This is a genomic window from Caballeronia sp. SBC1 (assembly GCF_011493005.1).
In the GTDB taxonomy this organism is placed as follows: domain Bacteria; phylum Pseudomonadota; class Gammaproteobacteria; order Burkholderiales; family Burkholderiaceae; genus Caballeronia.
Map to the genome: position 1 here is coordinate 561508 of NZ_CP049159.1, position 15172 is coordinate 576679.

The following is a 15172-nucleotide window of genomic DNA, read 5'->3' on the forward strand; positions in this document are numbered from 1 at the left end:
GGGTCGACCCGCTTTCAGGGTCATCGTTCCAGGACGATCTTCACCGGGCGAATCTTCCAGATCTGCTCGCAATATTCACGGATTGCGCGATCGGACGAGAACTTGCCCGCATACGCGGTGTTCAGGATCGACATGCGGGTCCAGCGCCGCGTGTCCTGCCAGGCGGCGCTGACGTCCTCCTGGCAGGACACGTAAGCGGCGTAATCGGCAAGTACGAGAAACGGGTCCGCGTGCAGAAGATTGTCGACAAGCGGACGGAACATCTCGCGGTCCCCGCGCGAGAAGTGCCCGCCGGCGATCAGCTCCAGCGCTTCGTGCAACTCGTCGTTCGCGCTCACGTACTCGCTCGGACGGTAGTCTGCGCGTTTGACGCGTTCCACGTCGTCCGCGGTCAGACCGAACAGGAAGAAGTTTTCGTCGCCGACTTCCTCGCGGATCTCGACATTGGCCCCGTCCAGCGTGCCGATGGTCAGCGCGCCGTTCATCATGAACTTCATGTTGCCGGTGCCCGAGGCCTCCTTGCCGGCAGTCGAAATCTGCTCGGACAGGTCGGCGGCCGGATAGATGAAATGCGCGTTCTTCACATTGAAATCCGGATAGAACACTACCTTCAGCCGCCCGTCCACCACCGGGTCGTTATTGACGACCTCAGCGATGCCGTTGATCAGACGAATGATGAGCTTGGCCATCGCATAGCCGGGCGCGGCCTTGCCGCCGAACACGAAGCAGCGCGGCGTCAGCGCGAGCTGCGGATTGCGCCGTAAGCGCAGATAGAGCGTAACGATGAAGAGCGCGTTCAGGTGTTGCCGCTTGTATTCGTGGATACGCTTGACCTGTATGTCGAACAGCGCCGCCGGGTCGACGACGATGCCAGTCGCGCTGCGGATACGCGCGGCGAGGGCGTCCTTGTTCACCTGCTTTACGCGGCGCCAGCGGTCCTGAAACGCTGCGTCGTCGGCGTGTTCATCGAGTTTGCGCAGCCTGGCGAGATCGGTCGCCCAGCCTTCGCCGATTGTTTCGTCCAGCAGTGTTGCAAGGCCCGGATTGCTGAGCATCATGAAACGTCGCGGTGTGACGCCGTTGGTCACGTTGTGGAACCGTTCGGGCCACAGTTCGGCGAAATCCCGCATCACGGTTTGCTCGAGAAGTTGCGAGTGGAGCGCGGCCACGCCGTTGATTGCGTGGCTGCCGACCGTCGCCAGATGCGCCATACGCACGCGCTTTGCACCGCTCTCATCGATCAGCGACATTCGCGCGATACGTGCGTCATCGCCGGGGTAGCGTTGCCGGACCTCATCGAGGAAGCGGCGGTTGATCTCGTAGATAATTTCGAGCAGCCGCGGCAGCAAGTCCTGAAACAGCGGCAGCGCCCACGTTTCGAGCGCTTCGGGCAACAGCGTGTGATTCGTATAGGCGAGTGCGCGTCGTGTGATCTCCCAGGCCTCGTCCCACGGCACTTGCCGCTCGTCCACCAGCAGACGCATCAGTTCGGCGACGGCAATCGACGGATGCGTGTCGTTGAGTTGCGCGGTGAACATGTCCGCCAAGCGGCCGATCGGTTCACCTTTGAGCGCGAGCAGGCGCAGCATGTCCTGCAGCGAGCATGAGACGAAGAAATATTGCTGCGCAAGCCGCAAGCGCTTGCCGGCTTCCGGCTCGTCATTCGGATAGAGCACCTTCGACAGCGTTTCAGACCTCACCTTTTCGTGCACGGCCTCGTAGTAATCGCCGGCGTTGAAGTCATGCAGGTCGAACGACTCGACTGCCTCGCTCTTCCAGAGCCTTAGCGTGTTGCATGTGTTGACGCGAAAGCCCGGCATCGGCGTATCGCAGGCTACGCCCTTGACCGTATAGGCCGGAATCCACCGCACGCAAAGCCGGCCCTGCGCGTCGGTACCGCTTTCCGTGCGGCCGCCGAAGTTCACGTAGAAGGCGACGTCCGGCCGCAGGATCTCCCAAGGGTTGCCCTTCTGCAGCCACTTATCGGTTACTTCCACCTGCCAGCCGTCGCGGATCTCCTGGTTGAAGATGCCGAATTCATAGCGGATGCCATAACCGATCGCCACAATTTCGAGGGTGGAAAGCGAGTCGAGATAGCAGGCTGCCAGACGTCCCAGGCCGCCGTTGCCAAGGCCCGGTTCCTCTTCGATCGCAACCAGGGCGTCCAGGTCAAGGCCGAGCGCGTGCAACGCATCGCGCGCGTTGCTCTCGATGCCCAGATTTATCAGGTTGTTGCCGAGTTGCGGCCCGATCAGGAACTCGGCGGACAGATAGCAGGCGACCTTCGCACCGCGTGCCACGTAGGCGTGCGTGGTGGCGACCCTGCGGGTCATCATCCGGTCACGCACCGCAAACGCGAGCGCCATGTACCAATCGTGCGGGGTCGCAATCTCTGGATATCGACCTTGCAGGCATGTCAGGTTGTCGACAATGTCGCGCTGCAGCGCCGCGACGCCAAGACCGCTGCGGGTGTGTTCCGCGCTGATCGGTGACTGCAGGGTAGGCGTGTCGTCCATGAGCTGTCCTTGGTTGTTGCTGTGATCGGGGCGCCTCGTTTAGAAGGGCCATACCCTGTCGGCAATCTTGAGCGTTCCGCGCCTTGCTTGTGCCTTATTGTTAAGGTGCGCAATGGCGAGACGCGCGTGAGGCGCGTCTCGCCACTTATCATCAGTGCCAGTCGTCCCTGCCCGCATCTGTGCCCGGCGTAAACGAAACTCCACGCAGCACTTCGCCGAACTTTGCAGAGCTGAGCGTGACAAAATGCGCATTAGCAGCAACTGCCGGACCGGTATTTTTCAGCTCATCCTGGATTGCAACGAGCTTGTTCGGATCTGCGCCGGTATCGCCGTTCCCGCTTACCGTTGACGTCGTCGCCCAGACCGTGACGGTGCCATCGCGGCCTACGTAACCGATCAGGTTACGCAGACCATCAGTCGCAGGCGACCATGGCAGTCCGGTCGCCGCGTTGCTGCCAAGCGGGTAGTTTCGCACCGTGTAAGGCTTGCCCAGGTCCAATCCGTTCTGCAACGTATAGGCCAGCACCCATGTCTTCGTGGTCGCATTGAATACCCATTTCTGAAGACCCGCGGTGGACTGCGCGGCCGCGTGCGTGAAGAGATCGGCGCCACCCGCATAACCGTCGCCTTCATCGGCCACATATAGCGTGTTGGCGTCGGCGAACCAGATACCGAACGGGTAACTGAGGGTTGTCGCGGTCTTGTTCGGAGTTGACGGGAAGCCGCTCAGGATGCACATGTTGCTTGGCAGGCCTGTCGTCTGGAGAGTCGAAGGATCATAGCCGAGCGGTGCACTTGGCAGCGCCGCCTTTGGCGAAGGCACGCCCGTGCCGCTCGGGCACGCGGTCCCGGTGGTATCGACGAAGTAGACGGTGTTGACGCCATTGCTGCCGCTACCCTTGGTTATGTAGACAACGTTATTGAAAACGGTCATTCCGCGAAAGTTGTCGTCCTTGCCGACCTTGTCGGCGGGTGCGCCCAATTGGGTGACCGAAAAGCTGGCAAGCGGACTTGGCGTGCCAGGAGCTTGCTGCGCTTCGGGCTGCATTGCCTCCACAATGTATTGCGAGCCTGCGCCGAGGATGACGCCGTTCGGCTGGGGATTGCCTCCATTTCCCGCATTGCCGCTTGTGTAGAAGAAGCGCTTTCCTCCGCGGTCGATCAAGATCGCGGCGCGGCCGTTGTTGCCGCTATAGGCATTCGTCTCGGTGAAGCTGAACTGTCCGTTGCGATCGACTTTGGCTACTGCACGGTAGAAGCTCTGTCCGTCGGGATTGGTCGGATCCACAACGCCTGGAGTGTTTGAATTCGACACGTCCAGCACATTGATCGGAGCCACATAGCCCATGAAGGTCAGGTACTTTCCGTCGTGTGAAAGGTGAAGCCCGAGTTCCGACTTTGAACTGAAGCTGGTTACCAACTGGTCTGCCGTGGTGCCCGCATTCATGACGCTCGGCACTTCGAGCGTACTGATCCGCCAGCCGGACGGCGCTAACTGGTCTAGAAAGATCTTCGACGTGATGCCGAAGCTCCCGTCATAAAGGACGTTGTTCCAAACGAACGGATAGGTGCCGTCGTTCGGCGCGCCGGTAGCTGCGCCGCACCCGCCGGTCGTTTGCGCGCAACCGGGTGGGAGGGTCGAGCCAACTTGCACGTTGGCCGAGCTGTTGTCATAGACGCTGCGACTGACAATTAGATTCCCCGGCTGAAATGCGGCGTTGTGTCCGCCGTCCGGCTCTTGCGCCACTACAGTGAGGCTGACGCTCAATGGAAGGAGCGCCAGCGCTGAGATGCCTCGCGCGAGGGAATATCGACGAGTCGGAAACGTGCGAAAAACTGGCTGCATGTCATTTCTCCGGGAAAGGGGGAGTGAAGTTACACCGCGCCCAACGCAAACAACTGCGTGACGTTAACAGCGGCGCGTGTAGGATTATTTACAGGCCCGAATAGAACCCATAGTGGTTTTCCCGTGGCAGGGTTCGGTGCCTGCGGGAATGGGCCTATCTCGTGGTGGTCGGCGCTCGAATGCATCCTGTGAGAGGCTGCTCAGACGCAGGCAGTTCACTTTGGTACGGAAGTGAACCCGTAAAGTTGGACAGTCGATAGTTAGGCGACAGAGGGATGGGACCCGTATTGAATAGGACTCAGCCCTTTCAGTTTGAGCTTGATACGCTGGTTCTGATGCAAATAGGCTCGGCGAAACCCGTGTTGACGAAACCTGTCTGAAGATTCCTTGCAAATGGGTTTATCTGTACCGGGCGGTAGATCGCGCCGGCCAGATGGTGGACTTCATGCTCAGGGCGAAGCGCGACGTGGCCGCGGCCAACGCCTTTTTCAACAAGGCAATCAAACATCAGGGACAGCCGCCGGAGCAGATCACGCTCGATGGGTATGCCGCCTCACACCGGGCGGTGCGTGAGATGAATGTGATGGTCGGCTTCAAACGGTTCAGGCGCTATTGAAAGAGCTGGAAGTGATACATGATGGCGCCTGTGTTACCGAGTGGCCGAAGTTGCTGCTCGACACATTGGACAGTGCCACGCTTTCATTTAGCAGGGTCGGCTGGTAGACCGTTGATCTTCTCAGGGGGCACGCTCATCCATACGCGCCGGGCCATCAGCATTGCTAATATTCCACCGCCTTGGTCGCTTCTTCTGAAGCGATCATCTTGTTCACGCGTAACGCGTACTGCCCATTGAAAATCCCGTAGCCGCATTCCATAACCGGCACGGAGTCAACTTTCGCGGTGACGTATTCCCCGAGGTTAATCGGGATCACATCGCCTGCACGCATGCTCAGGATCTTCTCGAACGTCGTCGGTATGTCGACAAGATCAACCGTCACCTCGAGTTCGGCAGCCTGCAATTGCGTGGCGAGCACGCGTCCCCATCGCCGGTCGACGTCAAGCGTCTCGCCTTGATGCGGTGAAAATAGCAAATCACGAATTGGCTCGATCATTGAGTACGGCAGGCAAACGTGCAGCGTTCCTCCGGTCGTACCAAACTCGATGGAAAACTCGGTGACAATGACGATCTCATTGGGTGTCGCAACGTTTGCGAATTGCGTATGCATTTCTGATCGAACGTACTCCAGGGTCAGGGGGCGTACGTTTATCCACGCCGCCATATAGTGTTCGAAAACAACGTCGAGCAGTTTGCCAATGATGCGTTGTTCAGTGGCGGTGAACTCGCGCCCCTCTACACGAACGTGAAACCGCCCGTCGCCACCAAACAAGTTATCTACCACGAAGAACACCAGATTCGGATCAAACACAAAGAGCGCGGTACCGCGCAGCGGTTTGACATGCACCAGATTCAGGTTGGTTGGAATGGGGAGGTTGCGCGTAAATGCGCTGTACTTTTGAACCTTGATCGCTCCGACTGAAATCTCTGCGGTGCGGCGCATCAAGTGAAAAATCCCACCACGCAGGAGACGGGCGAAGCGATCGTTGATAATTTCAAGACCTGCCATTCGACCGCGGACTATCCGTTCCTGCGCGGAGAGATTGTAAGGACGTGCGACGGACGAAGAGGTTTGCTCGACGACCATGTCGGTCTCGCCGGTGACGCCCTTCAGCAGCGCGTCGACCTCCGCCTGCGACATGAATTCTTCGTGGCCCATTGCTGCCCTTTGATTTGATTGGTCGCGTTTTTCTAAAGCGGGTACTTCGTCGTTTCGGGGAAAGGTGGTGTTTTGTGCAACATGCTCTTAATTACATGCGCTCCCGGTCCTCCATTTGCAACTTGAGCCAAGCTTAGCCCAGTGCAGGAATCGCAAGACCGCAAAGAGAGGCGCGATTGTGGCTTAGTTCGCCGGCTTGGCTGGCTGCGCGGGTGCGCTAGGAATGGGGAATCACCGATGAAGATTGAAATCGCCTTGTTTTTACGGCATCGGGATGCTCACGTTGCGCTTCGCCTGGCGCAGGAACTGGGTATGGCGGACAACCATACGTTGAACCTTCAAAGACGCCTCATAGGGAAAACGTGAGGCGTCTTATGAAAATCAAAAGTCAAGCTGCTGAACTGTGCGTCGTTAACACATATGAAGCAATGGCTAAACGACAGACGTCCGGACGGTGAAGTTCGAAGTTCGACCAACCCTTACGGACCGTATTGTCGACATTGCGAATTTCTACCTTGCGCATTCCATTCTCAGCCGAAGCAGAGAGCTGCGTTTTCAATCATATCGAAGCGTGCTCCGAACAATCGGTCATGCCGCACAGAATCGGGACGTATCAGATGAATAATTCCCAACATGATGTTGAGCAACGGACAAACCTGGCGGGGAACAACCGCTTCGAACTGCTCCTGTTCCGCCTTGGAGAGGCACCAAACTCAACGCGGCGCGAACTTTATGGCATCAACGTGTTCAAGGTGCGGGAGATCATTGAGATGCCCGCCCTTACGGTCATCGCCGGCGCATCGGACAACATCCTCGGCATTGCTGATATTCGCGGGCAAATCATTCCTGTCATTGACTTGCCCCGGCTGACGGGTTGTACACCGAGGGGCACACCACGGATCTTGCTCGTCACCGAGTTTGCCAGGACGACCCAAGGCTTTGCGGTCGAAGAGGTTGATGACATCGTTCGCCTTGAATGGGACCAGGTGTTGTCAGCAGAAGCGCATTCGAGCGGAAAGACCGTGACCAGCATCGCGCGTCTTGATGGAAACGTGGACGGCTCGCGTCTGGCTCAACTGCTTGATGTCGAGCAGATTTTGCGCGACGTGCTTCCGGGAAGCGAGCCTGATATTACTGAGGCCACCGTAGGCCGGGTCACTATTGCACGTGGCGCCAAAATTCTCGCGGCTGATGATTCGGGTGTAGCTCGCAGCTTGATTGAGCAGAGTCTTACTGCAATGGGCTTGCCGTTCATCATGGCGAAGACCGGTCTGGAAGCGTGGAACCTGCTGGAGGCGGCGGAAAAACGCGCGCATGCGTCGGGGCGCGCGGTAAATGACGAAATCGCACTGGTTTTAACAGACCTTGAGATGCCGGAGATGGACGGCTTCACGTTGACTCGCAAGATCAAGGGTAACGCCGCGCTGCGATCGATCCCGGTCGTCATCCATTCGTCGTTGTCCGGATCTGCCAATGAGGAGCACGTGAGAAAGGTTGGGGCCGACGCGTATATCTCGAAGTTCGTTGCGCAGGAGCTGGCGACCGTGTTGCGTGAAACTCTGGGGCAAGCCGTGGCGGCTTGATGCGCAGTACGGTGAGGGCACCGTGACAACGCGCCGAGTGCATCAGATCCATGGACTCAATGACACGCGCATGTTGGCATGCGCCCGGTGAGGGTTTGTTCCTCTACAGGAGATGACCCTGCCGCCGTAAAGCAGAGACACATGTACCGCCTGCCGGGTGCCGCAAAGAGTGCGGCCGGGTCAGATGCACCACACGTACTGATCTGCGAAAGGGCGTTCCCCGCAGTTGAAGCGTTCTCCTTTATGTAGACCGGAGCAGAGACAAATGAATCTCAAACAAATGTCGTCTGACTGAGCTGTGGTCGAACCACATTGTCTGGCGAAAATGTGGTGATGGAGCCGTGGTGATCGCCGACAGTGGCAACTCGGCGATCACGATCCTGCGGCGCATATGGGCGCTTCCTTCATACATCAACCAACTACCTGCAGCCGCGCACTGTCGCGCGGCAAAGCGGTCCATTCGACCTGATCGATGCACCGGGCACGTCACATCGCGTCACATCGCGCACGAAAGTTCGCTTCTTGCGCGACACGCTAATTAGCCCTTTGCCTCAAGGTTTAATAGGAGCGGCCGTTAATCATAATATCTAAAGCAGGTTGTCCATCGATTATCAGTTGGCACCGCTCATTCTTTCCGCATATCACCGGCAATACCATGAAGAAGCGCTTCAGTATCGGGCGGCTGTTGTTGCGCGTCGCATCACTGACGGTGATAGCACTGGTTTGCACGACGAGCGCGCGCGCCGAGGACGCGCCGAGCGCCACTGCTTCACCGAGCATGTTCACGCTGAGCGGCTTCGGAACCCTCGGGATGACGCATTCGAGCCTCGATAGCGCTGACTTCACCAGCACTGCGTTCGAGCCAAGCGGCTCCGGACATAGTCGGGCCTACGACTTCGCCGATGACACCAAGCTTGGCGTACAACTTGTTGGCCGCTTTACCGATAAGCTTTCGGCGGTCGTCCAGGTCGTGTCCCAGCAACGCTACGACAACACGTTCACGCCGCAACTCGAGTGGGCAAACCTGAAATACGCATTCACGCCGGACTTCAGCGTGCGCATTGGACGAATCGAACTGCCCACATTCCTTAACTCCGATTATCGCAATGTCGGTTATGCGAATCCGTGGGTGCGCGTGCCGGCCGAGGTCTATAACACCGTGCCGATAACGAATAGCGACGGGGCCGACTTATCGTATCGATTTCGCCTCGGCGAGGTGGCCAACACGGTACGAATACTCTACGGCTATAGCGCATTTCACGTGAACCCGGGCATGATCAAAACCACGGGCACGGGCATCGTGGGCGCGTTCGATACGATCGAATATCGCGATTTCACAGCGCACTTCGGCTACCTGCACGCCGATGTGAAACTCGCTGTTCTCGACCCGAAGCTGCCTGCGAACGTCTATAGCATGGCGGTTGGTTACGATTCAGGTCCATGGTTTGTGCAAGCGGAACTGGCCCGCGTCACGGTCGACCAACTCACGCCCGGCTACGTCAGCGGCTATGTGACCGGTGGCTACCGGATCAACAAGTTCACACCATTCCTGACGTACTCCGAATCGCACACGCTCGGGCACGCCACCGTCGTTCCGAATTACAACATGGGACAAAAAGACATCTCTGCAGGGGTGCGTTGGGACTTTATGAAGAACATGGACCTGAAGGTCCAATTCGATCACGTGTGGCTGCCCGCGAATTCGACAGGCTCGTTCGCGAACCTCCAACCGAATTTCCAGCTCGGCAGCGGCACAAACGTGTTCAGCGCCGTTCTCGACTTCGTCTTTTGATCGGAGCCTTCGTGGACATTGCCAACAAACACGTCAGGGCGGCTCTTTTAGGTTTGGTGCTCGGGTTGGCCGCCCAGGCGTCGATGGCCGAGCTGGTTGTGGTCATATCCGCGTCAAACCCGCTTGCAGAACTCAGCAAAGACCAGGTGGCGGACATTTTCCTCGGCCGCACGGCCTATTTTCCAGGCGGTGGCGCTGCCGTACCGCTCGACTTGGCCGAAGACGCCGCGAGCCGCGCCGAGTTCTACAGGAAGGTGACCGGCAAGTCGGCGCCGCAACTGAAAGCGTATTGGTCGAAGCTGATCTTCACAGGGCAGGGCCAGCCTCCGCGTGAGCTACCAGATGCCGCCGCGGTAAAAAAAGCAATCGTCGCCATGCCCGATTCGATCGGCTACATCGACAGGAGCGAACTGGACGCTAGCGTCAAGGCAGTGCTGACGCCTCACTAGTCGGACCCCGCCGTTGGCAGTCAGGTGGCGGCACGTCGACACACGAACCCTGGATAGTATGCGCAGCCCTATCGAATCAAACGCTCAGTTCGTATCAAACGGCACATGCGGCCGTCTGATCGTATTGAGTACGGCGCTGCGTCCCGTTCTGCGACGCCTGCTCGAAGCCTATGTCCTGTTTCCGCTGTTCGCGGCGATGTTGCTTGTGCTCACCTGGACTACCGTTATCCATCTGATCAGTGCAGAAAACGTCGTTGCTCAGAATGCAGCGGCGGAATTGAGCCGCGAACTCGCCGATACCTACCAGGCGCAAATGGTGCGCAATCTGGTCTCTATCGACCAGACGCTAAAGACCGTCAAATACGCCTACGAGATGAAAGGCGGCGCAGGATTGTCCGAGCTTCGGGACAAGGGGCTCCTTCCGCCAGCCATCGTGTTCAAGGTGGCCATTGTCGGCACTGATGGCCGGTTGAGCGCCGCAACCCTGCCTCAGGCGTCAGCAGCGGTAACGGTAGCGGACCAGCCGTATTTCCAGACGCAGCGCGATTCCGCCGACGATGCCCCAATGCCCTTTGTGAGTGAGGTCACGCGCGACCCCGGCACGGGGTCCCCCGAAATCACATTCAGCCGCCGGCTGCAGAACGCAGCCGGCGGTTTCGCCGGGGTCGTCATTCTGTCGGTAGACCCCGGCTATTTCACGAGCAGCTATGACTACGCGCGGATGGGCAAGGATGGCGTGTTGGCCTTGCTCGGCACGGACGGCATTGTGCGCGCGGAGCAAGTGGGTGAGCAACAGTCGTGGGGCGAACGCCTCTCTTCGACTGCCGTGCGTGCGGCCGCCGCGGCATCGACCGATTTGGCCTCCATCCAGCCTTGGGATCATGGAGCGCCGCGCTACACGAACATTCGCACGCTACACGGCTTTCCGCTCATAGCGATAGTGGGTCTTGGGCGCGAGGAGCAAGCCGCGCAGCTCCGTCGACACCGGCGCGCTTATCTGCTGTGGGCTGGCGGCGGCAGCGTGGTGCTGGTCATGCTGGCGTTTGTACTGAGCCGCTTGAGCTGGCAGCTCGCGGTCAGCCGACAGCGCGCACGCCGGGCACAGCAGACTTACTACGCCGCGTCGGAAGCAAGTCTCGACGCGTTTTTCGTCTTTCGTAGCGAACGCGGAGCCAACGGCGAGATCGTCGACTTCGTGCTGACCGACACGAATCGCCGGGGGGGCGAACTGTCAGGTATGCATCGTGGCATGTTGGTTGGCAAGTCGCTCGATGTCGCGTTTCCTCGCTGTCGCGATGATGGCATGTTTGACAAATTGGTCAGCGTTGCGCTGACGGCGGCTGTTGAGGAGCACGAATGGATACACGAAAGGCCCGGCATGTCCTCGGTATGGCTGCAGCGGCAGGTTGTGCGTGTGGAAGACGGTGTGGTCGCGATCATCCGCGACATCAGCTCGCGCAAACGCGCGGAAGTCCGGCGTGCGGAACAGAACCGGGTGCTGGAAATGATCGCTACCAGCACGCCGCTCGAAGAAGTTCTCTCCTATATGACGCGGCTGCTGGAGTCGCAGATAGCGGGTTCGGTTTGCGTCGCTCTCCTGTGCGACGAAGACGGCCAGCATCTGAAGCTGGGCGCCGCGCCGAGTTTTCCCGAGCAATACCACAAGCAGATCCATGGTTCGGTGATTGGTCCAGACGCCGAGCCGAGCGGACGCGCGATTCATTGGCGCCAGCCGGTGTACATATCGGACGTGAAACAGGACCGGTGCTTGCTCCAGCAAATGGAAGGCTACGGCATGCATGATTATGGCGCCTGCTGGGCACTCCCGATTCTGTCACACGACGGCAGCGCGCTCGGCGCACTGACGCTCTTCGTCCGAGACCCGCACGAGCCCGCAGCCGTCGAGGCGCAGGCCATCGCAATGGCAACGCGTATTTGCGGCATCGCTATCGAGCGTAGCCAGGCGGAGGAGCGCATCCGTCACATGGCGAATCACGACGCGCTGACGGGCCTTCCCAATCGCACTTTGCTGTCGGATCGTCTGAACCAGGTTTTGCTGCACGCGCAACGCTATCAGCGCGGCGTGACGGTGGTGTTCATCGACCTCGACAATTTCAAGCTGATCAACGACAGCCTTGGCCACCGCGCTGGCGACGACCTGTTGAAGACGGTGGCCGCGCGCATGGTTCAATGCGTGCGGCGCACCGATACCGTGGTGCGGCTCGGCGGTGATGAGTTCGTGATCGTTTTATTCGACCAGGCGCTGCACGACGGAGACATAACGGCGGTCATCGAGAAGATTCGCGACACGATTCTCGAACCGATCGAACTGAACGGGCAGACTTTTCAAGTCACGTGCAGCATGGGGTTAGCGAGTTATCCTAACGACGGCACTGATGCCGAAACTCTGCTGATGAACGCTGACGCGGCGATGTATCGCGCAAAAGAGAGGGGCCGCAATAACTACCAGTTGTACACGGCTGAGATGAACATCAAGGTGCACGACAGACTGCGGCTTCAGGAACAGTTGAGGCACGCGCTGGCGAACGGGGAATTCCGGCTGGTGTATCAGCCGCAGGTCGATTTGCGCACGGAGAAAATTTTCGGCGTGGAGGCGCTGTTGCGGTGGGATCACCCGACCGATGGCCCGGTCTTCCCGGCCACGTTTATCTCCCTGGCAGAGGAAACAGGGCTGATCGTACCGATCGGCGACTGGGTGCTGCATACGGCCTGCTGCCAGAACAAGGCCTGGCAGGACGCAGGTATGCCGCCAATGAGCATGTCCGTCAACGTCTCGGCGCGGCAGTTCCAGCAAAAGGAATGGGTCGCGCGGGTGGCGCATGCGCTGAGCACGAGCGGGCTCGACGCTCAGTATCTCGAGCTTGAGCTCACCGAGAGCTTGATCATGCAGGATCTCGACGGGGCGATCGCGACGATGACCGAGTTGCAGGCCATGGGAGTGCGCTTGTCTATCGACGACTTTGGAACCGGGTACTCCAGCTTGAGCGCGTTGAAACACTTCCCGATTGTGCGCCTGAAAATAGATCAGTCGTTCGTGCGCGAACTGCCCGATGGCGAAGATAACCGCGCCATCGCGCGGGCCGTGATCTCACTCGGGCGGCAACTGAATCTCAAGGTCATTGCCGAAGGCGTGGAAACGGAGAGGCAACTTGATTTCCTGCGTGACAACGACTGCCACGAAATTCAGGGTTATCACTACAGCAAGCCCGTCTCGCCGAGCGAGTTGGAACGATTGGTCAGAGAACCTTTCACTTGGCCAGTGGACGCGGCCGCCGAAGATGTACCCAGCTAGAGCATTGGCACGTTAGAGCGTGCGATGCGCGTGGCGCTAAAATTGTCAGTCAACCGCGAGTATGCGTGTACGGGTCCCTGACAGAACCGGCACGGGCCAGGGCAAAGCAGCAGATTAGCCGGTAAAACTGCCTGTCCTTGCGCGATGAACAGGCACCGTGCACTGATACGCTTCAACCCTACACCCAAAAGCGGCGCGATCTACTGTTTCAGAAACGCTTCTTGGCAGGGCTCGCGAAAACAATCGGACAGCGTGCAATGGTTCTTCAAGCTTTCTTAGCCGCGGCGCTAAAGACATGACCCGGCGGCCAAATGCGGTAATAGGCGCCAGCGTGGTCATTGCCGGCGCGATCCTGGCCATCGCCGCATGGGTGCTGGTCGAAATGCGGCAGGACGCGCTCACGCGGGCGCAGGAAGCCGCGACCAACGTGTTGCTCCTGGTGGAGCGAGATACCGCGCGCAACCTTGAGGTCTACGACCTGTCGTTGCAGGCGGTCATTGAGGGTCTTGAGCATCCCGGCGTGCGTGACTTGCCACCCGAACTTCGTCGGATGGTGCTGTTCGATCGTTCGGCGACGGCTAAAGACATGGGCTCGTTGCTGGTACTCGATGAGGCGGGGAACGTAGCGATCGATTCCACGTCGGATTCACCGCGCCATATCAACCTGGCCGATCGCGATTACTTCGAGATCCACCGCAACTCGCCGAACGTCGGACTCTACGTCAGTCATCCATTCGAACCGCGGCTGAACGGTGGTGGCGTCAGCATTGCCTTGAGTCGGCGACTATCGCACCCGGACGGCAGTTTTGCGGGGGTGGTGGTGGGAACCTTGCACCTGAACTATTTCCGAGACCTGTTTGCCGACATGCATCTGGGTGCGGGTGGCTCGATGGCACTGATGCTCGCAGACGGGACGATGCTGATGCGCCGGCCGTACGACGCGAAGGTCATTGGCCGAAGCCTGATAGATACCGCCAACTACACGCGTTTCACTCAGGCTCCCAGCGGTGACTTTTTCGGTACAGCTGCGATCGACGGTGTACCGCGATGGTATGCGTTTCGGCACATCGATAAGTTTCCGTTGGTCTTCGATGTTGCCCTTGCTACCCAGGACATTTATGCGGAGTGGCATCGCCGGGCGTGGATCATCGGCTCGCTGATCGGTGCGGTCGATGTTCTCATCCTCACGCTGGCCGCACTGTTCGCGCAGCAACTCAAACGCCGCCTGAACATGGAAACCGAACTCCGGTCGCTTGCGAGAACCGACGGACTCACGAAACTCTGCAACCGCCGGGCTTTTGACGAAATCATCCAGACGGAATGGCATCGTGCACAGCGCAGCGATTTGCCACTGTCGCTGCTGATGATCGATGTCGATCATTTCAAGAGTTTCAACGACTTGTACGGGCACTCAGCGGGTGACGATGCACTTGCAGCAGTGGCCCGATGCGTTGGCGAGAAAATCCGGCGACCCGGCGATAGCGCCGCGCGCTACGGCGGCGAAGAATTCGCCGTGGTGCTGCCCAATACCGGCCACGAGGGCGCAGTTCAGGTTGCGGAGAGCATTCGGGCGGCAGTGCAGGCGCTCGGCCGCACTCATATGGCCAGCATGCATCAGGTTGTGACGGTCAGTATCGGAATCGCGTGTGTGACCAACCGCCGCTTCGCCGCGCTACGCGTGTTTGTCAATGCTGCGGACGGAGCACTGTATGACGCCAAAGGCGAGGGCCGTAACCGGGTCGTCTGCGAGTCCAATCTCGCAGAAGCTCATGTCGCTGCTCCAGTCACTCGCCCAAAAATGGACAGTCATTACGACAGTCACTACGTAACGGGGCGAACGCAGCTTTCGGGCGCGAACGCGGGTTGATCGAGTCGCCTCAAAAATGTTATCCGCGCTC

Annotated in this window: 9 protein-coding genes and 1 pseudogene; 7 read left to right on the forward strand and 3 right to left on the reverse strand. The window is 59.0% G+C overall.

Going from position 1 to position 15172, the window contains the following annotated elements; all coding sequences use genetic code 11:
* Positions 1-20: 20 nt before the first annotated feature.
* Positions 21-2516, reverse strand: a complete 2496-nt coding sequence (locus SBC1_RS37520) for a glycogen/starch/alpha-glucan phosphorylase (RefSeq protein ID WP_165106994.1) — start codon at positions 2514-2516, stop codon at positions 21-23.
* Between the two features lie 151 nt (positions 2517-2667).
* Positions 2668-4362 (reverse strand): hypothetical protein, encoded by a 1695-nt coding sequence (locus SBC1_RS37525; RefSeq protein WP_165106997.1) that lies wholly within the window; start codon positions 4360-4362, stop codon positions 2668-2670.
* A gap of 349 nt (positions 4363-4711) precedes the next feature.
* On the opposite strand from SBC1_RS37525, the pseudogene SBC1_RS37530 reads away from it, so the two are divergent.
* A pseudogene (locus SBC1_RS37530) lies at positions 4712-4939 on the forward strand (DDE-type integrase/transposase/recombinase); the annotation flags it as partial.
* A gap of 202 nt (positions 4940-5141) precedes the next feature.
* Here the strand turns inward: SBC1_RS37530 and fliM are convergent.
* Positions 5142-6137 carry a flagellar motor switch protein FliM gene (gene fliM / locus SBC1_RS37535; protein WP_165106999.1) on the reverse strand — a complete coding sequence of 332 codons (996 nt, stop codon included), beginning with the start codon at positions 6135-6137 and terminating at the stop codon, positions 5142-5144.
* 237 nt (positions 6138-6374) lie between these two features.
* On the opposite strand from fliM, the gene SBC1_RS40450 reads away from it, so the two are divergent.
* From SBC1_RS40450 to SBC1_RS37560, 6 genes are all read left to right on the forward strand, one after another.
* Positions 6375-6503, forward strand: a complete 129-nt coding sequence (locus SBC1_RS40450; protein WP_255541829.1) for a hypothetical protein — start codon at positions 6375-6377, stop codon at positions 6501-6503.
* 251 nt (positions 6504-6754) lie between these two features.
* Positions 6755-7720, forward strand: coding sequence for a chemotaxis protein (locus SBC1_RS37540; protein WP_165107454.1), 966 nt, complete (start codon positions 6755-6757; stop codon positions 7718-7720).
* A gap of 655 nt (positions 7721-8375) precedes the next feature.
* Positions 8376-9512 carry a hypothetical protein gene (locus tag SBC1_RS37545; RefSeq protein WP_165107002.1) on the forward strand — a complete coding sequence of 379 codons (1137 nt, stop codon included), beginning with the start codon at positions 8376-8378 and terminating at the stop codon, positions 9510-9512.
* Between the two features lie 11 nt (positions 9513-9523).
* Positions 9524-9961, forward strand: a complete 438-nt coding sequence (locus tag SBC1_RS37550) for a phosphate ABC transporter substrate-binding protein (RefSeq protein WP_241202535.1) — start codon at positions 9524-9526, stop codon at positions 9959-9961.
* A 58-nt stretch (positions 9962-10019) separates the two neighbouring features.
* Positions 10020-13274, forward strand: a complete 3255-nt coding sequence (locus SBC1_RS37555; protein WP_241202536.1) for an EAL domain-containing protein — start codon at positions 10020-10022, stop codon at positions 13272-13274.
* A gap of 295 nt (positions 13275-13569) precedes the next feature.
* The gene (locus SBC1_RS37560; protein WP_165107005.1) at positions 13570-15141 is read left to right on the forward strand and encodes a sensor domain-containing diguanylate cyclase; all 1572 of its coding nucleotides are present in this window, start codon (positions 13570-13572) and stop codon (positions 15139-15141) included.
* The last annotated feature ends 31 nt before the right edge of the window (positions 15142-15172 follow it).